This window comes from Herbaspirillum huttiense (assembly GCF_047300815.1).
GTDB classification, from domain to species: Bacteria; Pseudomonadota; Gammaproteobacteria; order Burkholderiales; family Burkholderiaceae_D; genus Herbaspirillum; species Herbaspirillum huttiense_A.
Window position 1 is genome coordinate 3,623,690 of record NZ_CP178608.1, and the last position, 20,417, is coordinate 3,644,106.

At 63.1% G+C, this 20,417-nt stretch carries 15 protein-coding genes and 2 tRNA genes; 4 read left to right on the plus strand and 13 right to left on the minus strand.

Features of this window, described 5'->3' with window-relative positions:
- Window positions 1–107 precede the first annotated feature (107 nt).
- The 4 genes from ACLRDN_RS16640 to ACLRDN_RS16655 form a co-directional block, all read right to left on the minus strand.
- Complete coding sequence (locus tag ACLRDN_RS16640) at window positions 108–1,868, minus strand: methyl-accepting chemotaxis protein (RefSeq protein ID WP_413457184.1); 1,761 nt, start codon at window positions 1,866–1,868, stop codon at window positions 108–110.
- Window positions 1,869–2,172: 304 nt separating this feature from the next.
- Window positions 2,173–3,282 (minus strand): lactonase family protein, encoded by a 1,110-nt coding sequence (locus ACLRDN_RS16645; RefSeq protein WP_413457185.1) that lies wholly within the window; start codon window positions 3,280–3,282, stop codon window positions 2,173–2,175.
- A 78-nt stretch (window positions 3,283–3,360) separates the two neighbouring features.
- On the minus strand, window positions 3,361–4,929 hold the full coding sequence (gene garD, locus ACLRDN_RS16650; protein WP_413457186.1) for a galactarate dehydratase: 1,569 nt from the start codon (window positions 4,927–4,929) through the stop codon (window positions 3,361–3,363).
- A 76-nt stretch (window positions 4,930–5,005) separates the two neighbouring features.
- Entirely contained in the window at window positions 5,006–6,346 is a 1,341-nt protein-coding gene (locus ACLRDN_RS16655) for an MFS transporter (RefSeq protein ID WP_413457187.1), read from the minus strand.
- Between the two features lie 333 nt (window positions 6,347–6,679).
- On the opposite strand from ACLRDN_RS16655, the gene ACLRDN_RS16660 reads away from it, so the two are divergent.
- Entirely contained in the window at window positions 6,680–7,738 is a 1,059-nt protein-coding gene (locus ACLRDN_RS16660; protein WP_413457188.1) for a permease, read from the plus strand.
- A 6-nt stretch (window positions 7,739–7,744) separates the two neighbouring features.
- Here ACLRDN_RS16660 and mnmH read toward each other — a convergent pair whose 3' ends face one another.
- The 5 genes from mnmH to ACLRDN_RS16685 all read right to left on the minus strand — a co-directional run bounded on the left by mnmH (window position 7,745) and on the right by ACLRDN_RS16685 (window position 11,785).
- Entirely contained in the window at window positions 7,745–8,836 is a 1,092-nt protein-coding gene (gene mnmH / locus ACLRDN_RS16665; protein ID WP_413457189.1) for a tRNA 2-selenouridine(34) synthase MnmH, read from the minus strand.
- Window positions 8,836–9,870 (minus strand): selenide, water dikinase SelD, encoded by a 1,035-nt coding sequence (selD, locus tag ACLRDN_RS16670; protein WP_413457190.1) that lies wholly within the window; start codon window positions 9,868–9,870, stop codon window positions 8,836–8,838. Before selD ends, mnmH begins: the two co-directional genes overlap by 1 nt.
- Window positions 9,871–10,107: 237 nt before the next feature.
- Window positions 10,108–10,183 (minus strand) — tRNA-Asn (locus ACLRDN_RS16675).
- Between the two features lie 180 nt (window positions 10,184–10,363).
- Window positions 10,364–10,439: transfer RNA gene (locus ACLRDN_RS16680), tRNA-Asn, on the minus strand.
- Between the two features lie 128 nt (window positions 10,440–10,567).
- The gene (locus ACLRDN_RS16685) at window positions 10,568–11,785 is read right to left on the minus strand and encodes an aromatic amino acid transaminase (RefSeq protein ID WP_288067321.1); all 1,218 of its coding nucleotides are present in this window, start codon (window positions 11,783–11,785) and stop codon (window positions 10,568–10,570) included.
- A 433-nt stretch (window positions 11,786–12,218) separates the two neighbouring features.
- Here ACLRDN_RS16685 and uvrB point away from each other — a divergent pair, with 433 nt between their 5' ends.
- Both uvrB and ACLRDN_RS16695 read left to right on the plus strand, forming a co-directional pair.
- Complete coding sequence (gene uvrB / locus ACLRDN_RS16690) at window positions 12,219–14,300, plus strand: excinuclease ABC subunit UvrB (protein WP_209583728.1); 2,082 nt, start codon at window positions 12,219–12,221, stop codon at window positions 14,298–14,300.
- A gap of 76 nt (window positions 14,301–14,376) precedes the next feature.
- Window positions 14,377–15,174: a uracil-DNA glycosylase gene (locus ACLRDN_RS16695; protein WP_413457191.1), complete on the plus strand. Its 798-nt coding sequence runs from the start codon at window positions 14,377–14,379 to the stop codon at window positions 15,172–15,174.
- A gap of 24 nt (window positions 15,175–15,198) precedes the next feature.
- Here the strand turns inward: ACLRDN_RS16695 and ACLRDN_RS16700 are convergent, their stop codons facing one another.
- Window positions 15,199–17,214: a methyl-accepting chemotaxis protein gene (locus tag ACLRDN_RS16700; protein ID WP_413457192.1), complete on the minus strand. Its 2,016-nt coding sequence runs from the start codon at window positions 17,212–17,214 to the stop codon at window positions 15,199–15,201.
- 488 nt (window positions 17,215–17,702) lie between these two features.
- Window positions 17,703–17,957 (minus strand): hypothetical protein, encoded by a 255-nt coding sequence (locus ACLRDN_RS16705; protein ID WP_088757012.1) that lies wholly within the window; start codon window positions 17,955–17,957, stop codon window positions 17,703–17,705.
- Window positions 17,958–18,060: 103 nt separating this feature from the next.
- Between ACLRDN_RS16705 and ACLRDN_RS16710 the strand changes: the two genes are divergently transcribed.
- Window positions 18,061–18,999 (plus strand): LysR substrate-binding domain-containing protein, encoded by a 939-nt coding sequence (locus ACLRDN_RS16710; protein WP_154134935.1) that lies wholly within the window; start codon window positions 18,061–18,063, stop codon window positions 18,997–18,999.
- A 45-nt stretch (window positions 19,000–19,044) separates the two neighbouring features.
- Here ACLRDN_RS16710 and ACLRDN_RS16715 read toward each other — a convergent pair whose 3' ends face one another.
- Together ACLRDN_RS16715 and ACLRDN_RS16720 are read right to left on the minus strand one after the other, a co-directional pair.
- Window positions 19,045–19,362, minus strand: coding sequence for a putative quinol monooxygenase (locus tag ACLRDN_RS16715; protein WP_286865674.1), 318 nt, complete (start codon window positions 19,360–19,362; stop codon window positions 19,045–19,047).
- Between the two features lie 80 nt (window positions 19,363–19,442).
- Entirely contained in the window at window positions 19,443–20,375 is a 933-nt protein-coding gene (locus ACLRDN_RS16720) for a metal ABC transporter substrate-binding protein (RefSeq protein WP_413457193.1), read from the minus strand.
- Window positions 20,376–20,417 lie beyond the last annotated feature (42 nt).

Genomic DNA, 20,417 nt, shown 5'->3' on the forward strand with positions numbered 1-20,417 from the left:
GCGGCCCCCTCCCTTTTGGGCGATATGAAAGAAAGTGCAGACCTCGGCCGAAAAAAAACCTCCGTGGCCGAAGCGACGGAGGTTTTCATGAAGCAAAGCAGCAACTGTCAGAACTCTTCCCAATCCTGGGCATCGTCCTTGATGCGGCTGCTCGGCGCAGGCGGTGCGGCCTTGGCCGGCGGTAGCTTGGGCGCGGCCTTCGGTGCCGCTGCTGCGGCAGGCGCAGGCTTCAAGGCAGGTGCAGCAGGTGCAGCCGGGGCCGGCGGCGGTGCCATCAGTGCCGGACGCGGCTTGGCCGCCGGGCTGGCCACCTGATGTGCATCGATCTTGAAGATGCTGACCGCGCCGACCAGGTTGGTCGCCTGGGCCTGCAGCGATTGGGCTGCAGCGGCCGCTTGCTCCACCAGGGCGGCGTTCTGCTGGGTTACTTCATCCATCTGGGTGATGGCGCGGTTGACCTGCTCGATGCCGGTGCTCTGCTCACGGCTGGCTTCGGCGATCTCGCCGACGATGTCGGTGACGCGCTGCACGCTGGTGACCACTTCGCTCATGGTGGCACCGGCCTGCTCCACCAGCTGGCTGCCGGCTTCGACCTTCTCCACCGAGGCATCGATGAGCGACTTGATTTCCTTGGCAGCGGCCGCTGACCGCTGGGCCAGTGAGCGCACTTCGGACGCCACCACGGCAAAGCCGCGGCCCTGCTCACCGGCACGGGCGGCTTCCACGGCGGCATTCAATGCCAGGATGTTGGTCTGGAAGGCGATGCCGTCGATCACGCTGATGATGTCCACGATCTTGCGCGAGGATTCATTGATGGCCTGCATGGTATCGACCACCTGCGACACCACCTCCCCGCCCTTGCTGGCGGTGGAGGAGGCCGAATGCGCCAGCTGGTTGGCCTGCAGGGCATTGTCGGCATTCTGTTTGACGGTGCCAGTCAGTTCTTCCATGGAGGCGGCGGTTTCTTCCAGCGAGCTGGCCTGCTGCTCGGTGCGCGACGACAGGTCCATGTTGCCGGCGGCGATTTCCTTGGCGCTGGTGTCGATGCTGTCCGAACTGCTGCGCACGCGCGAGACGGTGGTCAGCAAACCCTGCTGCATGCTGCGGATGGCCGAGAACAGGCGGCCGATTTCATTGTTGTTCTTGACCTCGACCTTGGTGCTCAGATCGCCATTGGCCACCAGGTCCAGCAGATGCACGGCACGGTTGAGGGGCGTGAGCACGATATTGCGCAGCAGGAAATGCACACCTACCACCAGGAACATGGCGCCGATCAGGCCAGCCACCACCAGCCACACCACCAGGTTGTATTCGCGCTGACGCTGGGCCGTGGCCTTGTCGTTGAGCTCCATGGCGCGCTTCTGGTAGACATCCAGGGCGGTCGAAAAACGCGCGCCCCCCTTACTGATGAAATTGTTGTTGAGCTGGGAGTAGCCCTGCGCATCGCCGGCCTTGAGGGTGTCGGTCGCCTTTTTGAGGATCTCGTTCAAGGCCTTGGCCGATTCGATCAGTTCGGTCTTGGTAGCCGGATCCTGGCCTTCCAGGTCGGGCAGCTTGGCGTAATCGTCCAGATACTTGAGGCTGCGCTCATAGGTCATCTGGGCGCTTTTGAAAGCGGACTCGATGACGGCCGCATCGCCCTTCTCCATGAGCGTCGAATAGATGCGCCCATGGGCGGCCCGGGTACGGGTGGTGTCCTTGTAGGCGTCATTGATCAGCAAGGTGCGCTCGGTGATCTCGTGGACATATTCGGTGGACTGGTTGGCCCGGCCCAGTGCAAAGATGCCCACGCCAGCCCCCACTACGATCATGCATGAAAACAGCGCAAGCGCGCTCATCAGGCTGAAGCGAACCGTCAGATTTCGCATTCCCTCTCTCCGCTTAATATTGATACAACACGTGAAATGAACAACATGGCACAGACGATACAACAGCGCGTCACGCTTCATATCGGCGGCAAACCAACCAAAACTCCCCCAATTCCCGGTTAGGGTCGTCAGCAAATGTCGGCTTTTGCATTGTGCACCGGCAACACCCGCGGCTGGCTGTCCTGGATCAAGCCAGCTTCATATGGCGAGGACCAGATGTGAAAAAGCTTGCCGGAATGACATCCGGCAAGCCTGAAAAACAACATATTGAGGTTTCTGAGGGTGAAGCAAAACCCTTCAGGGATCAGCGCATGCCGGGCAGGTCGATGATCTCGACCCAGTTCGGATTGCGTCCTAGCGTGTAGCGGAAGACCGGGGTAAGCGCGCCGCTGTGACGGTCGATGGCATAGCTGGTCAGCCCGGCCTTCTGGCCGACGGCCAGCAGGTAACGTCCCTGCGGATCGATGTTGAAGCCGCGCGGCTGGGTTTCGGTGGGAATGTTGAGGATGCGGGTGAGCTTGCCGCTGGCCGGGTCCACGCGATAACCGGTGAGGGTGTTGGAGCTGCGCTCGGTGGCATAGAGGAAACGGCCATCCGGGGTCAGGTGCAGGTCGGCGGCCGCCAGCGGTTCGCTGGTCTTGAAGCCTTCGGGCAAGGCCGAGTCGCTGGCCAGCAGGGTCAGGGTGCCGGACTGGCGGTCATAGGCGTAGGTGTTGACGGTGGCGTCGAGCTCATTGGTCGAATAGACGAAACGCTGGTCCGGCGAGAACACGAAATGGCGCGGGCCGGCACCGGCCTTGGTGGCGACCGACGGCGGGCTGTTGGGCGTGACCGAGCCGGTGGCCGCGTCGAAGCGATATTGCAGCAGCACGTCGCTGCCCAGGTTGCTGGCAAAGACGAAGGCATTGTCAGGAGAGACCTGCACGGAATGCGCGTTCTTGCCGGTCGGGATCACTGCCAGCGGCGCTGCCTGCACGGTACCGTCCAATCCGATGGCATTGACCGAGATCTTGTTGCCCGAATAGGACGCAGCCAGCAGGTAACGCCCGCTGCGGTCGGTGGCGATGTTGGCCATGTTGTCGGCCAGCGGCGCCTTGGACAGTGCCTTGAGCTTGCCGCTCTTGGGATCGATCGCATAGCTCACCACCGAATACGGCTGGCCGCGCAGGGCGGCATAAAGGAATTTGTGATCGGGGCTCAGTGCCAGCGGCATCACGGTGCTGCCGGTATCGACCTTGTCGATCAGGTTGACGCTGCCATCGCCATTGAGCTGGAGCACGTAGATGTCCTGGCTGTCGGCATTGGAAACGTAGGCGACGGTGGCCGCATTGGCATGCGCAGCGGCCAGGCTCAAGGCAGAAGTGGCGATCAAGGTGGCGAGGCGGGAAGAAGTTGAAAAAAGGGTCTTGCTCATGCTGTCTCCTGGCGAATCATCTTGTTGTTGGCATGACTACGGAAAAAAAAGGACCCGCAAGCGGGCCCCAAGGGAGGATCAGGTCACCGGCGCCGGATTGAACAGGGTCAGTGCATTGTGCAGCTTCCACTGTTCGGCCCAGGTGCGCTTCTTGCCGCTGGCCACGTCCAGCATCAGCTGGAACAGCTCCCAGCCGACCTGCTCGATGGTGGCCTCGCCGCTGGCGATACGCCCGGCGTTGACATCCATCAGGTCATGCCAGCGCCGCGCCAGATCATTGCGGGTCGCGACCTTGATGACCGGCACGGCCGCCAGGCCATAGGGCGTACCCCGGCCCGTGGTGAAGATATGAAGATTCATGCCGGCCGCCAGCTGCAAGGTGCCGCAGATGAAGTCCGAGGCGGGCGTGGCCGCATAGATCAGGCCCTTCTGCTGCAGCTTGTCGCCCGGCGCGAGCACGCCCGAAATCGGGCTGGAGCCGGACTTGACGATGGAGCCCATGGCCTTCTCGACGATGTTGGCCAAGCCGCCCTTCTTGTTGCCGGGGGTGGTGTTGGCGCTGCGGTCGACGCCGCCTTGCTTCAAGTAATTGTCGTACCAGTCCATCTCGCGGATCATGGCCTGGGCCACTTCCTCGTTGACCGCGCGCGAGGTCAGTTGGTCGATGCCGTCGCGCACCTCGGTCACTTCCGAGAACATCACCGAGGCGCCCGCGCGCACCAGCAGGTCGGTCGCAAAGCCCACTGCCGGGTTGGCCGTCACACCCGAAAAGGCGTCGCTGCCGCCGCACTGCACGCCCACCACCAGGTCCGAGGCCGGGCAGGTTTCGCGGCGGCGCTTGTTCAGTTCGGTCAGCCGCGCCTCGGCCATCTTCATGATGGAATCGATCATGGAGTTGAAACCGACGTGCTCCGCATCCTGCAGGCAGACCACATAGGGTTCGCCGGCCTTGTGGATAGGGATCATGTTTTCCGGCAGCAGGCGGTTGGGCTGCAGCTTTTCGCAGCCCAGGCTCACCACCATGGCCTGGCCGCCGAAGTTGGGGTTCAGGCTGATGTTGCGCAGGGTGCGGATGGGGATGCCGGCGTTGGGCGCATCGATGGCCACGCCGCAGCCATAGGTATGCTCCAGCGCCACCACGTCTTCCACATGGGGATACTTGGGCAGCACCTCGGCGCGGATGCGCTTGACCGCATGCTCCACCACACCGGCCACGCATTGCACGGTGGTGGTGATGGCCAGCAGGTTGCGCGTGCCCACCGAGCCATCGGCGTTGCGATAGCCCTCGAAGGTGTAGCCTTCCAGCGGCGGCTGCGGCGCCGGTTTCTTGGTGGCGATGGGCAGGTCGTCGAGACCGCGCGCCGGGGGCATCTGCACCAGCGATTCCTCGATCCAGCTACCTTTGGGGATGTCGCGCACGGCGTAGCCGATGGCCACGTCATAGCGGACGATGGCCTCGCCCTGCTTGAGATCGCGCAGCGCGATCTTGTGACCCTGGGGCACGCGGTCGACCAGGGTCAGGCCGTCGGGGAAAACGGTGCCGGCCGGCAGGCCGCCGTCATTGACGACGATGGCGACATTGTCGGTGTCGTTCATCATGATGTAGCGCGGTGTGAATGCCTGGCTGGCGGCGGTATCGGTGCTCATGCTAAGTCCCATGCGACAGAATGCTGCAATTCAAATGAAGGGCGGCCACTGCAACAGCGGCCGCCCGTAAAACGGATCAGGCGTCCTTGAGTTCGACGCGCTTGATTTCCTTGACGATGACAAGATAGCTGATCACGGTCACCAGTGCATTGATGCCCACGAAGACCAGCGCACCGGCAAAGGAACCGGTTTCCTTGACGATGTAGCCGATCACGATCGGGGTCGTGATGCCGGCCACATTGCCGAACATGTTGAAGAGGCCACCCGAGAGACCCACGATCTGCTTGGGCGCGGTATCGGCCACCACCGCCCAGCCCAGCGCGCCCACGCCCTTGCCGAAGAAAGCCAGCGCCATGATGCCCACCACCATCCACTGCGCATCGACGTAATTGCACAGGATCATGGTCATCGACAACAGCATGCCGCCCACGATGGGGATCTTGCGCGACCAGGTGACCGACATGCCGCTCTTGATCAGGCGGTCCGAGATCAGGCCGCCGACCACGCCGCCGATGAAGCCGCACACCGCCGGGATCGAGGCCACGAAACCGGCCTTGAGAATGGACATGCCGCGCTCCTGCACCAGGTACACCGGGAACCAGGTCAGGAAGAAGTAAGTGATCACGTTGATGCAGTATTGGCCGATGTACACGCCCAGCAGCATGCGGTTGGACAGCAGCTGGCGGATGTAACCTTTGCCCTTGGTGGAGGGGGCTGCGACCTTCTTGTTGTCCATGTCGACCAGGCCGCCGCCGGATTCGATGTGTTCCAGTTCAGCCGGGTTGATGCGCGGATGGTCCTTGGGACTGTAGATGATCTTGCCCCAGACCATGGCCAGCAGGATGCCGACCACGCCCATGACGGTGAAGACGTGATGCCAGCTGTAGGTGTGCACGATCCAGGCCATCAGCGGCGTGAAGATCACGGCCGCGAAATACTGTGCCGAATTGAAGATGGCCGAGGCGGTGCCGCGTTCCTTGGTCGGGAACCAGGCCGCGACAATGCGGCCATTGGCCGGGAAGGACGGCGCTTCGGCCAAACCCACCATGAAGCGCAGCAGGAACAGCGCGATCACGGCCGCGCCCGTGCTCATCCAAGTCACACCGGCTTGCAGGAAGGTGAAGAAAGACCACAGGGCAATGCTCCACATGTAGATCTTCTTGGAACCGAAGCGGTCCAGCAGCCAGCCGCCCGGCAGCTGGGCCAGCACGTAGGCCCAGCTGAAGGCCGAGAAGATGTAGCCCATGGTGACCGGGTCCAGCGACAGCTCGGTCTTCATGGCCGAACCGGCAATGGAAAGCGTGGCGCGGTCAGCGTAGTTGACGGTGGTGACGACGAACAGCAGGAACAGGATCAGGTAGCGGATATGGGTCGGCTTGCCGGCCGCTGCCCCGCTGGGGGTGTTGCTTTGCGCCAATTGGATTCTCCAGGTCTCTCGCCATCCGCGCCGCCGGCCTGGACCCGGCGCACCGCCGCAGGAACGCGGGCGGACGAGCGTCGGGACTTGCCGGAGGTGTCTCTTGGCGTATTGTTGTGTGTTGAGGTGATTGTTATAAGACGTCATACAACAGCAAGCGCAGTATAACAGGACGCGAAGCGGACGCAAGCGGTGAATATGAAGGAATCTGCACTTCAGACCGGTTCCCGGGCGATACGGTTGTCTGACATGTCCCTCTGGCGCACTGACGAAGTGGCGCGCCGCAGGTATGATGCGCGCACTCTCCTACTCCGATACCACAAGATCTTTCCGATGACATTCTCTTCTTCCGCCTCACGCGGCTCTTCTGCCTGGCTCAAGCCGCTGCTGTTCATCCTGGTGGCGGCCATCGGCCTCTACTATGTGAAGTGGTCGCCCTACTACCTCAAATCCTTCGTGGCCGCCGACAAGCACAGCATTGGCGGCTCCATCCTGGCCAATGCGCCCGCCGCTCCGTGGTCGGCTGCGCTGGAATATGCCACGGTCTACTTCCTGGCCATCTGGAAAGCCGCCGTGCTGGGGGTGCTGCTGGGTTCGCTGGTGCAGGTGCTGGTACCGCGCGACTGGCTGCTGCGGGTGTTTGGCCGCGCCGGCCTCGGCTCGACCCTGCGTGGTGGCCTGTTCGCCCTGCCCGGCATGATGTGCAGCTGCTGCGCCGCGCCAGTGGTGGCGGGCATGCGCCGTCAGCAGGTGTCGGTCGGGGCCGCACTGGCCTTCTGGATCGCCAACCCGGTGCTCAATCCGGCCACGCTGGTGTTCATGGGCTTCGTGCTGGGCTGGCATTTTGCCGCGCTGCGCCTGGTGGCCGGCGTGCTGCTGGTAGTGGGCGTGTCGCTGATCGCGCAACGTGTGGCGCAGACGGAGACCCTGCCGCAGGCCGCCCTGGATGCAGTGGCCGCCGCCGAATATGAACCGATGGACGATGGCCGCCACTTCCTGGTGCGCTGGGGCAGCAAGCTGTGGCAGCTGTTCTGGACCACGGCACCGGTCTACATCGTGGTGGTGCTGGCGCTGGGTGCGGCCCGGGTGTGGCTGTTCCCGCAGGTCGATGCCAGCATGGGCAACAGCCTGCTGTGGATCGTGGCGCTGGCGGTGGTGGGTACGCTCTTCGTGATCCCGACGGCCGCCGAGATCCCCATCGTGCAATCCATGCTTACGCTGGGCATGGGCGTGGGGCCGGCCGTGGCGTTGCTGATGACCTTGCCCAGCATCAGCCTGCCGTCGCTGCTGATGCTGCGCAAATCCTTCACGCCGCGCGTGCTCACGACCGTCACCCTGCTGACCATGCTCATCGGCGCGGTCAGCGGGCTGGTAGCGGTGGTGCTGCTGTAAATTGATTCAGGGCCGATACTGGCGCAGGAAGCCGACCACCTCGGTCTGCTGTCCTGCGAACAGCAAGCGGGAGCGCTTGGACTCCCGCTGGAAGGCATAGATGGGATCGTAGTACTCCGCCAGCAGGGCATCGATCCAGGCGCGGTGCAGGTCGACCACGCCGTCTTGCTCCTGGCGCGCCAGCGCCGTTTCCATCATCTGCAGCAGGCGGCGGTAGCGCTGATCACCCAGGCGCTTGACCAGCTTGCCTAGCGCGGCCAGCAAATGGGCGCGATAGCGTTCAAACCCGTGGCGCGGATCCAGCGCCACGTATTCTTCGCACAGACCACTGACGTAATCGCGCAGGATGCGCTCCACGCGCCCTTCGCGGCTGTCTTCCAGCCACACCATGGGCAGGCTCTGCATGCGCTCGTGCAAGGCCAGCGGCAAGGCGCAGGCACCAATCAGGCGGCTCTCGTCTTCCAGCGCGAACCAGTGATGCCCCTGCGCCTGCAGCTTGATGAGGGCAATGGCAAGGCGGTGTTCGAAATCGATCGGCGCAGGCTGGGGGCTGGCGCGCTTGCCGAAGCTGGAGCCGCGATGGTTGGCGTAGGCTTCCAGGTCCAGCGCGTTGTCGAGCTGCAGCAGCACGTCGGTCTTGCCGCAGCCGGTCATGCCGCCCACCACCACGAAGGAACACTCGGCCAAGGCCTGGTCGATGGCTTGCATCAGGAAATGGCGCAGCGCCTTGTAGCCGCCGGCCACGCGCGGATAGGCGATGCCGGCTTCACTCTTCAACCACTGCTGGGTGATCTGCGAGCGCAAGCCACCGCGGAAGCAATACAGGCAGCCTTCCGGATGCGCTGTTGCGAACGCCGCCCACGCCGCAATCCGCTCTTCTTTCACCGCTCCGCCGACCAGTTGATGACCCAGTTCGATGGCCGACTGCTGGCCCTGCTCCTTATAGCGCAGGCCGACCTGATGACGCTCGCTGTCATTCATCAGCGGCAGGTTCACCGCAGTCGGAAAGGCGCCCTTGCCGAACTCCACCGGCGCCCGTGCATCCAGCATGGGCGTATCGGCGAGGAACAGTTCGCGGCTGGGCTGCAGGTCGGTCATCAGAGCACCTCGACCGCGTAACGCTGTCGTTCCACCAGTTCGCCGATGGGGGCCAGTTCCAGTCCGAGGGCAGCGGCAGTGGCCAGGAATTCAGGATTGGCTTCGGGCCGCACCGCCACCAGCAATCCGCCGCTGGTCTGGGGATCGCACAGCAGGTTCTTCTGGGCTTCGCTGAGCGGGCTGATCTTGCTGCCGTAGCTCTCGAAATTGCGCCCGGTGCCGCCCGGCACACAGCCTTCGGCCAGGTAATAAGGCACGCCCGGCAGGCTGGGCACCAGCGCGTGCTGGATGCGTGCGCTCACGCCGCTGCCTTCGCACATTTCCACCAGATGGCCCAGCAGGCCGAAGCCGGTCACATCGGTCATCGCAGCCACGCCCGCCAGCTTGCCGAAGCGGCTGCCGGGCTGGTTGAGCTGGCACATCCAGTCGCGCGCCGTGCCGACATCTTCAGGGCGCAGCTTGCCCTTCTTTTCTGCAGTGGTGAGGATGCCGATGCCCAGCGGCTTGGTGAGGTAGAGCAGGCAGCCGGCGCTGGCGGTGTCGTTGCGCTTCATGTGGCGCCTCTCGACAACGCCGGTCACGGCCAGGCCGAAGATGGGTTCCGGGGCGTCGATGGAGTGGCCTCCGGCCAGCGGGATGCCGGCCGCATCGCAGGCGGCGCGGCCACCGCGCACGACTTCGCGCGCCACTTCCGGCGGCAGCACGTTGACCGGCCAGCCGAGGATGGCGATGGCCATGAGCGGATCGCCGCCCATGGCGTAGATGTCACTGATGGCGTTGGTGGCGGCGATGCGGCCGAAGTCGAAGGGATCATCGACGATGGGCATGAAGAAATCGGTGGTTGAGACCACGCCGCGCTCTTCATCGATGGCATAGACGGCGGCGTCATCGCGCGAGGCATTGCCGACCCAGAGTTTGGGATCGAGATGCTGGGCACCGCTGCCGGCCAGGATGACTTCCAGCACCTGCGGCGAAATCTTGCAGCCGCAACCGGCGCCATGGCTGTATTGGGTCAGACGAATGGGGTCGCTCATGGGAAAGTCCTGGCTGATCGGGGGATGCCGATTCTAGCAGCGTTTAATTGACAGGAAGTGAAACGGAAAAGGCCGGTAGCGACTGCTACGAGATGAAGGCACGCTAGGCGAAGCATTTATCTGGTGAACTAAAAACCAGCTCAACTGTGCTCGTTTCCAGCGCAGTGCGTGAGCATCACAAGATACGAAGCCAAAAACAAAAAAGCCCCGCAAGAAACTTGCGAGGCTTTTGTATTCTGGCTCCCCGACCTGGACTCGAACCAGGGACCTGCGGATTAACAGTCCGTCGCTCTACCGACTGAGCTATCAGGGATCAATTGAGGGCGCGATTATGAACGATTTTTTTCAGATTGACCAGAGTGGAAAACGAAAATTTTTTACATCGTTCTGCATCGTGGCGGCATAGCCCTGCCGCCCTTCGTACGAGACCAAAACACCAGCCTCACACTAATTGAAAAGGCCCCGCAATTGCTTGCGAGGCCTTCGCATTCTTTGGCTCCCCGACCTGGACTCGAACCAGGGACCTGCGGATTAACAGTCCGTCGCTCTACCGACTGAGCTATCAGGGAACAGCTGAGAAAAAGATTATGACGCGATTTTTATTTCATGTCAAAACTTTTTTCAGGGAAAGGCGCATTTTTTCATAGGAGAAAGCGCCCTGCGCGGCCCCCTCCGAAGACGGGGCCGCGCCTGCCAATTACAGTACCTTGGCGATGGCGTCGACCACCACGTCAATGTTCTTGGTGTTGAGCGCGGCCACGCAGATGCGGCCGGTGTCGACGGCGTAGATCGAGAACTCGTTGCGCAGGCGATCCACCTGGGCCTTGGTCAGGCCCGAGTAGGAGAACATGCCGCGTTGCTTGATGACGAAGTCGAAGTCATGGCCCGGGGCCTTTTCCTTCAGCTTGGCCACCAGCAGCTGGCGCATTTCGCGGATGCGCACGCGCATCTCGGCCAGTTCGTCTTCCCACAGCTTGCGCAGTTCGGGCGATGCCAGGGCGGTCGCGACCACCTGGCCACCGTGGATCGGCGGGTTGGAGTAGTTGGTGCGCACCACGCGCTTCAGTTGCGACAGCACGCGCGCTGCTTCCTCGGCGCTGGCCGCAGCGATCGACAGTGCGCCGACGCGTTCGCCATACAGCGAGAAGGACTTGGAGAAGGAGTTCGACACGAACAGCGGGCCGCCCGCTTCCGCGAAGCGGCGCACCACCTGGCCGTCTTCGGCGATACCGTCGCCAAAGCCCTGGTAAGCCATGTCCAGGAAGGGGATCAGGCCGCGCGAGGTCACCACTTCAATGACTTGCGTCCACTGGTCGTCGGTCAGGTCGGCACCGGTCGGGTTGTGGCAGCAGGCGTGCAGCAGCACGACCGAGCCGGCGCTCATGGCCTTCAACGCGTCCAGCATGCCGGCGAAGTTCACGCCACGGGTAGACGGATCGTAGTACGGATAGGCGTTGACCTTGAAGCCGGCCATCTCGAACAGGGCGCGGTGGTTTTCCCAGCTCGGATCGCTGATCCAGACTTCGGTACCGGCCGGCGAGAAGTGCTTCAGGAAGTCGGCACCCAGCTTCAGGGCACCGGTGCCGCCCAGGGCTTGCACGGTGATCGCACGCTTCTCGGTCACCACGGCGCTGCCGGCGCCGAAGACCAGCTCCTGCACGGCGCGGTCATAGGTGGCCAGGCCGTCGATGGGCAGGTAGGTACGCGGGGCCAGCTTGGCTGCCAGTTCCGCCTCGGCTTTCTTCACGCATTCCAGCAGGGGGACCTTGCCGTTGTCGTCGTAGTACACGCCCACGCCCAGATTGGTCTTGGCCGGGTTCTGGTCGGCGTTGTAGGCTTCGGTCACGCCCAGGATGGGGTCGCGCGGCGCCATTTCGATGGCGGAAAACAGGGAGGCGGAGACAGGTGCGTTCATCGTGATAACATGAAAAGTTAGCTGCAACAAAGCGCTGCAGAAGGAAATGGGTGCACAGGGAGAGATTCGGATGTGCACCTTTTTGCAACACTGCATTCTAACAAATGTGGATGGCCAATCACAGACACAGACAGGCCCAATTGCCTGCTGAATCTGCATGACACCATGTTCTATCGACATAACCCCGATCTGCGTCCACCCCGCGCCAGGCCGTCCGGCCCAGTGGATGAGCTGGCTCCTGACGCGGCTTTGCGTCCGGTTTTGCCGGCTGCAGAGGCGCAGATTGTGTCTTGAACTTCAGCATCCCGGCAGCATTTGATGAATATTCACGCCTCCACCTTGCCTGTGTGCAATGCCCCGCTTGCGGGCGTTGCCGGTTCTTCCTGCACCGTGGCGGCACACCGGAACCCGCGCGACAAAGGCAACCCAGACCATGGCTGAACTGACCCCCATCAATACCGAGCTGGACGAGAGCAAGTTCGTCACCTTCCCCGACTCGCCCTTCAAGCTCTACCAGGTGTTCCCCCCGGCGGGCGACCAGCCGGCGGCCATCGACAAGCTGGTCGAAGGCGTCAACGACGGCCTGTTCTACCAGACCCTGCTGGGCGTGACCGGCTCGGGCAAGACCTACACCATGGCCAACACGATTGCCCGCCTGGGCCGCCCGGCCATCGTGTTCGCTCCCAACAAGACGCTGGCGGCGCAGCTCTACAGCGAATTCCGAGAATTCTTCCCGCACAATGCGGTGGAATACTTTGTCAGCTACTACGATTATTACCAGCCGGAAGCCTACGTCCCCCAGCGCGATCTGTTCATCGAGAAGGATTCCTCGATCAACGAGCACATCGAGCAGATGCGCCTGTCCTGCACCAAATCGCTGATGGAACGGCGCGACGTGGTGATCGTGGCGACCGTCTCGGCCATCTACGGTATCGGTAACCCGAACGAATACCACCAGATGATCCTGACCCTGCGCGCCAAGGACAAGGTCTCGCAGCGCGACGTCATCGCCCGCCTGATCCAGATGCAGTACACCCGCAACGAAGTGGACTTCGGCCGCGGCACCTTCCGCGTGCGCGGCGACACCATCGACGTCTTCCCGGCCGAACACGCCGAGCTGGCCGTGCGCATCGAGACCTTCGACGACGAGATCGACAGCCTGCAACTGTTCGACCCGCTGACCGGCCGGGTGCGCCAGAAGATCCCGCGCTTCACCATCTATCCCGGTTCGCACTACGTGACGCCGCGTTCGACCGTGCTGCGCGCCATCGAGACCATCAAGGAAGAACTGGCCGAGCGCCTGGAATTCTTCCGCAAGGAAAACAAGCTCATCGAAGAACAGCGGCTGGAACAGCGCACCCGCTTCGACATCGAGATGATGACCGAGATCGGTTTCACCAAGGGCATCGAAAACTACTCGCGCCACCTGTCCGGGGCCAAGCCGGGCGACCCGCCGCCGACGCTGGTGGATTACCTGCCCAAGGACGCCGTCATGTTCCTGGACGAATCGCACGTGCTGATCGGCCAGTTGAACGGCATGTACAACGGCGACCGCGCGCGCAAGGTGAACCTGGTGGACTACGGTTTCCGTCTGCCCTCGGCGCTGGACAACCGGCCACTGAAGTTCGACGAATTCGAGAAGAAGATGCGCCAGACCATCTTCGTCTCGGCCACGCCCGCGGACTATGAAAACACCCACGCCGACCAGGTCGTGGAACAGGTGGTGCGCCCGACCGGTCTGGTGGACCCCGTCATCGCCGTGCGTCCGGCCACCACGCAGGTGGATGACCTGATGCAGGAAATCAACGACCGCATCGCCAAGGACGAGCGCGTGCTGGTGACTACGCTGACCAAGCGCATGGCCGAGCAGCTGACCGAATTCCTCTCCGACAACGGCATCAAGGTGCGCTACCTGCACAGCGACATCGATACGGTCGAACGCGTGGAAATCATCCGCGACCTGCGCCTGGGCACCTTCGATGTGGTGGTCGGGATCAACCTGCTGCGCGAGGGCCTGGACATTCCCGAAGTCTCGCTGGTGGCGATCCTGGATGCGGACAAGGAAGGCTTCCTGCGTTCCGAGCGCAGCCTGATCCAGACCATCGGCCGCGCAGCCCGCAACCTCAACGGCATGGCCATCCTCTATGGCGACGTGGTGACCGATTCCATGCACAAGGCCATCGGCGAAACCGAGCGCCGCCGGGCCAAGCAGCTGGCCTTCAATGCAGCCAATGGCATCGTGCCGACCGGCATCAAGAAGGAAATCCGCGAACTGATCGACGGCATCTTCAACCCTGCCCAGGCGCGCACCGAGATGATGGTGGCCGAGGAGAAGCGCAACTACGAATCCATGAGCGAGAAGCAGATCAGCAAGGAGATCAAGCGCCTGGAGAAGCAGATGCAGGAACACGCCAAGAACCTGGAGTTCGAAAAGGCCGCCGCGGCACGCGACCAGTTGCAGCTGCTCAAGCAGCAGCTCTTCGGTGCATCGGGCAGCGATTCGGCAGTAGCCTGATCCTGCGGGGAGGCCGGCCGGGCGGTATACAATGCCGCCACTTCATTCATACGGCCGTGCCTCCCCTTCATTTTCCATGTCTTCCGTTTCCACCCTCCCTGCCCCCCTGTCGGACCTGATCCAAACCGCCCATCCCTCCTGGCATACCGCCCTGCGCGCCGGCCTGGAGGCGATCCAGCAAGCCGATCCCGCTTATCTTTCCATTCTGGCGCAGGACGATTACCTGCCCACCGAAGGCCGGCTGTTCGCAGCCTTCACGCAGCCCATGGACCAGGTGCGCTACGTGCTGGTGGGCGAAGGCCCCTACCCGCGCGCGGCCAGTGCCACCGGCGTGTGCTTCATGGATGGTGCGGTGGGTTCGCTGTGGTCGGAAAAGGGCTTGTCCAAGCAGGTCAATCGGGCGACCTCGCTGCGCAATTTCATGAAGATGCTGCTGGTGGCCGAGGGCGCGTTGCAGGCGGGCCAGACCAGTGGCGATGCGCTGGCCGGCATTGCGGCGCAGGCCCAGGCCGATGTGGAAGGCAGCATCCAGACCCTGGCCGACCTGCAGGACAACCTCACTGCGCAAGGCTTCCTGCTGCTCAATGCCAGCCTGGTGTTCCGCAGCCACGTCGCCCCGGTCAAGGATGCCAAGGGCTGGAAGCCCTTCTTTGAAACGGTATTGCGCGCCCTGGCCGAGCATGGCCTGGCACAGGGAAAACCCCTGCCGACCCTGGTACTGTGGGGGAAGATCGCCGAGCAACTGAGCGGCCTGCCGCTGGTGGCGCAATTCCCGCGCGCGGTGGCCGAGCATCCCTACAACCTCAGCTTCATCGAGCACAGCGGCATGCAGCAATTGTTTGCGCCCATGCAGCTGCTGAAGAAGCGGGCCTGAGGCGACCCGCTTCCATTTCCTCGCTCAGAACTCTTCCCAGTCGTCGCCGCCACTGCTCTTGGGCGGTGCTTTCGGTGCGGCTTTGGGCGCGGCAGGCGCAGCCGGTTCGGCCGGCAGCGCAGGCTTGTTGGCGGGCTTGGCCTTCAGCGGTGCCGGCTTGGGCGTGATGTTCGCCGGTGCCGGACGCGCTGCCGCAGCCGGCGGCGGTGAAGGACGATGGACCGGCGGCGGCGTGACCGGGGCCGCCCCGCCGCTTTCATCCAGCTTGAAGCCCGCTACCACGGCGGCCAGGTGAGCTGCCTGTTCCTGCAGGGATTTGGCTGCGGCTGCCGCCTCCTCCACCAGCGCCGCGTTCTGCTGGGTCGCCTCATCCATCAGGGTCACGGCATTGCCCACTTCGGTGATGCCTGCGCTTTGCTCCTGGCTGGCTGAACTGATCTCACCCACGATATCGGTTACGCGGCGCACGCTGGAGACCACTTCATCCATGGTCGAACCGGCCTGGGCCACCAGCTGGCTGCCCGCTTCCACCTTCTGTACCGAATCATCGATGAGCTGCTTGATCTCCTTGGCGGCCGTGGCCGAGCGCTGCGCCAGGGAACGCACTTCGGATGCCACCACCGCAAACCCGCGCCCCTGCTCACCGGCACGCGCCGCTTCCACGGCGGCATTCAAGGCCAGGATATTGGTCTGGAAGGCGATGCCATCGATGACGCTGATGATGTCGACGATCTTGCGGGAGGACTCGTTGATGGAACTCATGGTGCTGACCACCTGGCCCACCACGGTACCGCCATGCACCGCCACATCCGAGGCCGACACCGCCAGCTGGTTCGCCTGGCGGGCGTTGTCGGCGTTTTGCTTCACGGTGGAGGTGAGTTCTTCCATCGCCGATGCGGTCTCTTCCAAGGAACCTGCCTGCTGCTCGGTGCGGGCGGACAGGTCCATGTTGCCGCTGGCGATTTCGCTGGAAGAAACCTTCACAGACTCGCTGGCGCGCCGGATATCGAGCAAGGTGCGCGAGATCTTGTCGGTGAAGTGGTTGAAAGCGCGCGAGATCTGCGCCAGTTCATCCTTGCCGGTGGTATCGAGACGGCGCGTCAGGTCGCCGTCACCTGAGGCGATTTCTTCCATGGCATTGCGTACCACGCCCAGGCGGCGCAGCAGGCGCGTGATGGTGTAGCTCAGCAGCAGTGCCGCCGCGACGATGGCCACCACGGCCAGGATGACGGCCAGCGCCATGAGCGCACCAATCGCATGCGTGGCCTCGCGGTAATCCAGCGCCACTACCAGCGACCAGTCGGTGTTGTCGATGGGTTGGGTGAAGAGCAGATAGGAAATCCCGCCGATGGTGGCACTGCCGCCCTGCTTCATGCCCGCCAGCGAGGCGGCGGAGAGGTTCTGGTCCAGCGCCGAGACCGGCTTCAAGGCCAGTTCCTTGTTGGGGTGGGTGATGATGAGGCCATCCTTGCCGACGATGAAGGCGAAGCTGGACGGCGTAGGCTTGATGCCGGCCACGGTGCGCACCACGTTGTCGAGCTGCACGTCCGAGCCCAGCACGGCCTGCAGGGTCCCCTTGTCGCTGACCGGCTCGGCGAAGGTCACCACCAGCTTGCCGGTGGTGGCATCCACATAGGGGGCAGTGAGCACCGGCTTGCCGGCATCGACGGCCTGCTTGTACCAGGGCCGCGCGGTCGGATCGTAGCCGGCCGGCATCGGGTGCAGGGCCAGCATGCGCTTGTCGGGATAGCCGATGTAGGCGTCGTCGAAGGAACCGGCCTCCTGGGCCGCCGCGACGATGGGCAGGACATCGCTCTGCTTCAAGGCCTGCTTCATGGCCCCGGTGATGATGCGCTTGCTGCGCACCCACTCGGTGATGTTGGCGGCGTAGCTTTCGGTGAGCTGGCGGGTCTGGGTGGAGATGCCCTCCAGCGTATCGCTGCGGACGGTGTAGATGTTGGCACCACTGAGAACGATCATGGCCACCGCCACGATCAGTACGCAAATGACGATCAGCCGGGCACGTAGTGAAGACAACATGGCGAACTCCCCTGTAAGAAGCAATGAAGCGGAACCTGCACGAACAGCAACATATTTTCTTTTCCCGACAACAAATATAGCAGCGCCGCACTACCGTGCGATGTCATTTTTGTTAAAAGGAAAGTGTCCTGGGCGGGCAAGACGGCATGGCTTTTCAGGAAACAAGCGCGTAAACGACAAATCCCCGCAACAGCGGGGATGAGGTGTTCAACGCAGCGTGCGCCGGACCATGTTGGGGGCGCTGTCGGCCATGAGGCCGCCGTTGCGGGTAATACGGGTAACACTGTAATACGGGGTATGACGGGTCAAGCGGGAGATGCGTCGGGCAGGGTCTGCCTCTGTGGGCGACTGCTGGCTGCCTGCTGCGGCTCCGGGTATGCGGAGCCGGTCTCTTCATCGTCGTTCTTCAGGCGCATCGGGCCTGGTCTGCCGGGTACTGCGGTACTTCAGTGCTGCGGGTGCTGCCATCAAGCTGGCCGGATCGGCATTCAGATCTGCGATTGCAGCTTCCAGACGGCGTGCAGGTGGCTGTGGTCCAGCTGGCGCAGGCGCACTTCCATTTCGAAGTGGTCGGTCACGCCTTCGAAGTAGGCGGCGTCATGCAGGTCGGTGGCATCGTTGCGCACGGGCTTCAAGGCATGGGCGGCGATGACTTGCTGGACAGCAAACTTTGCCAGCTCGACCAGGGAGCGCAAATTGTTAGAAAAACCGGCATCTTTTGCAAATATACTGACGTTGTTCACGATGAATTCCTTCTGTTTGACGTTTGGGTGATTGAAGAATAAGGTCGCCCCTGGCTTTTGCAAAGCAACATTTTCCGTCACCTCTATAAGTTTTTCTTACAGCATGTCTTCATCCTTACCCCCGCTCAAGGCCCTCAAGGTATTCGAAGCGGCAGTCCGGACGCGGAGTCTGACGCTGGCGGCCCATGAACTTTTCATCACCCATAGTGCGGTGAGCCAGCAGATCAAAACGCTGGAAGAGTATTTCGAGCAGCCGTTGTTTTTACGCCAGTCGCGTGGCGTGGAACCCACAGAAGCGGCCCTGGCCTTCTATGCCGAGGTCAAGGCCAGCCTGGACCGCATTGCGCTGGCGGCCGAACAGCTGTCGCTGGCCGGCAAGAGCCGCGTGGTGCGCCTGATCGCCGCGCCGTCGGTAGCCATGCGCTGGCTGATTCCGCGCCTGTCGCAGTTCCAGATCGACAACCCGCGCATCGAGGTGCGGGTGACCACGACCATGTCGGAGTATTTCGAGGATGTGAAGGATCCTTTCGACGTCATCATCTGGCGCAGCCCGCTGGAGCGCAGCGGCTATGACTGCGTGCGCTTCCTGGATGACGTGTCGGTACCGCTGGCCTCGCCGCACTTCCTGGAGACGCACCCGATCCGGGTGCCGCGCGATTTCGTGGAGGTGCCGCTGATCCACCTTTCCAGCCGTTCAGCGGCCTGGTCGCAGTGGCTGGGAAAGGCCGGGGTGGCGGTGCGGCGCAAGATGCCGGGAACGGTCTATGAACATTCCTTCCTGAGCCTGCAGGCGGCCGCCACCGACCAGGGGGTGGGCATGGGCACGCTGGCGCTGGTGGATGACGATCTGGCCGCAGGCCGGCTGGTGCGGCTGTTTCCGGAGGTCGTGCTGCACGGGGAGGGTTACCACATGCTCTATCGCAGCAGCGCCGACACCAATCCGGCGCTGAAAACTTTCATCACGTGGTTGAAGCAGATGGGCCAGGCATCTTCGTTTGATCCGCAGCAGACCTGGCCGGCGGATTTTCCTGGGGAATACTGAGGGAGACCGTCCTCGCGCCGGGCGCGGGGACAAGCGAGGCGAGGATCAGTCCGCCGACTTGAGCACATGCACCTTGCGATCCGCGATGAGGTCCTTGGACTTCTCGCGATAGTCGGTCATGTGCGGCAGGGTGAAGTGCAGTTTCAGCGCCTCTTCGTCTTTCCACTTCTCGACGAAGGCGAAGGTATCCGGCCCCAGCGGCGCCTGGTTCGGGCCGAAACCATCCACATCCACCACCAGTCCATATTCGATGCAGCCTTCCTCGGCACGCACGGCGGCCAGGTTGGCGCGGGCGATGGCCAGCAGTGCTTCGCGCTGGCCGGGCTTGGCGGTGATGACGGCGACGACGGTAACGGTGCTCATGCGGGAATTCTCCTATGCAAGGTGACAGGCGCCGCCAGGGCGACGGCGCGGGGCCACCAGCATACGCGATTTGTCCGGCCTCAGTTGAGACGGATCTTTTCCAGCAATTGCGTGATGTTGTAGCGCATCAGCGAGAGGTAGTCCGCGGCCGGGCCATCCGCCTTGGACAGCGCATCGGCATACAGCTTGCCGCCCGGTGCCGTACCGGCTTCGCGGGCGATCTGCTGCAGCAGCTTGAGGTTGCTCATGTTCTCGAAAAACAGGGCCTTGATCTTCTCGCTGCGGATCTGGCGGATCAGGGAAGCCACATCACGGGCGCTGGGTTCGCTGTCGGTAGACACCCCCTGCGCGGCCAGGAAGCGCACATTGTAGCGCGCACCGAAGTATTCGAAGGCGTCATGCGAGGTGATGACCTTGCGCTTGGCATCCGGGATCTGGCTGAACTGGCGTGCGGCCCAGGCATCGAGGTCCTGCAGCTTGGCGACATAGGCCTCGCCATTCTTGCGGTAGACCTCGGCACCGGCCGGGTCCAGCTTGGCCAGGGCAGTGACGATGTTGCGGGTGTAGACGATCACGTTCTGCGGATCCTGCCAGGCGTGCGGGTCGTCCTTGCCGTGATGTTCATGTCCGGCACCGTGGGCATGATCGTCCTCGTCCTCCCCCACGCGCTCGCGCGGCTTGATGCCGGCCGAGGCCACCACAATGGCACCACGGTAATTGGCCGACTGCGCCAGGCGCTCCATCCAGCCTTCGAAACCGAGGCCATTGACCACGATCAGCTTGGCACGCGAGACCGCCTTGATGTCATCTGGGGCCGGCTGGAAGACATGCGCATCTTCATCCGGGCCGACCAGGGTGGAGACGGCGATGCGCTCGCCGCCGACATTGGCGACCACGTCGCCCAGGATGCTGAAGCTGGCCAGCACCGGGATGCGCTCGGCAGCAGCCGCCGGCAGGCTCGCCGCCACGGCCAGGGCCGCCAGCAGCGCAGAGAGGGGACGAAACAGTTTCATGAATACTCCGGGGAAAGAGAAGCAGAAGAAGTCAGCAGTAGC

Excerpts from the sequence above, each read along its gene's own strand:
- ACLRDN_RS16640 (WP_413457184.1), bottom strand. The coding sequence starts at position 1,868 with ATGCGAAATCTGACGGTTCGCTTCAGCCTGATGAGCGCGCTTGCGCTG.
- ACLRDN_RS16645 (WP_413457185.1), bottom strand. The coding sequence starts at position 3,282 with ATGAGCAAGACCCTTTTTTCAACTTCTTCCCGCCTCGCCACCTTGATC.
- garD (WP_413457186.1), bottom strand. The coding sequence starts at position 4,929 with ATGAGCACCGATACCGCCGCCAGCCAGGCATTCACACCGCGCTACATC.
- ACLRDN_RS16660 (WP_413457188.1), top strand. The coding sequence starts at position 6,680 with ATGACATTCTCTTCTTCCGCCTCACGCGGCTCTTCTGCCTGGCTCAAG.
- mnmH (WP_413457189.1), bottom strand. The coding sequence starts at position 8,836 with ATGACCGACCTGCAGCCCAGCCGCGAACTGTTCCTCGCCGATACGCCC.
- selD (WP_413457190.1), bottom strand. The coding sequence starts at position 9,870 with ATGAGCGACCCCATTCGTCTGACCCAATACAGCCATGGCGCCGGTTGC.
- ACLRDN_RS16685 (WP_288067321.1), bottom strand. The coding sequence starts at position 11,785 with ATGAACGCACCTGTCTCCGCCTCCCTGTTTTCCGCCATCGAAATGGCG.
- uvrB (WP_209583728.1), top strand. The coding sequence starts at position 12,219 with ATGGCTGAACTGACCCCCATCAATACCGAGCTGGACGAGAGCAAGTTC.
- ACLRDN_RS16695 (WP_413457191.1), top strand. The coding sequence starts at position 14,377 with ATGTCTTCCGTTTCCACCCTCCCTGCCCCCCTGTCGGACCTGATCCAA.
- ACLRDN_RS16700 (WP_413457192.1), bottom strand. The coding sequence starts at position 17,214 with ATGTTGTCTTCACTACGTGCCCGGCTGATCGTCATTTGCGTACTGATC.
- ACLRDN_RS16710 (WP_154134935.1), top strand. The coding sequence starts at position 18,061 with ATGTCTTCATCCTTACCCCCGCTCAAGGCCCTCAAGGTATTCGAAGCG.
- ACLRDN_RS16715 (WP_286865674.1), bottom strand. The coding sequence starts at position 19,362 with ATGAGCACCGTTACCGTCGTCGCCGTCATCACCGCCAAGCCCGGCCAG.
- ACLRDN_RS16720 (WP_413457193.1), bottom strand. The coding sequence starts at position 20,375 with ATGAAACTGTTTCGTCCCCTCTCTGCGCTGCTGGCGGCCCTGGCCGTG.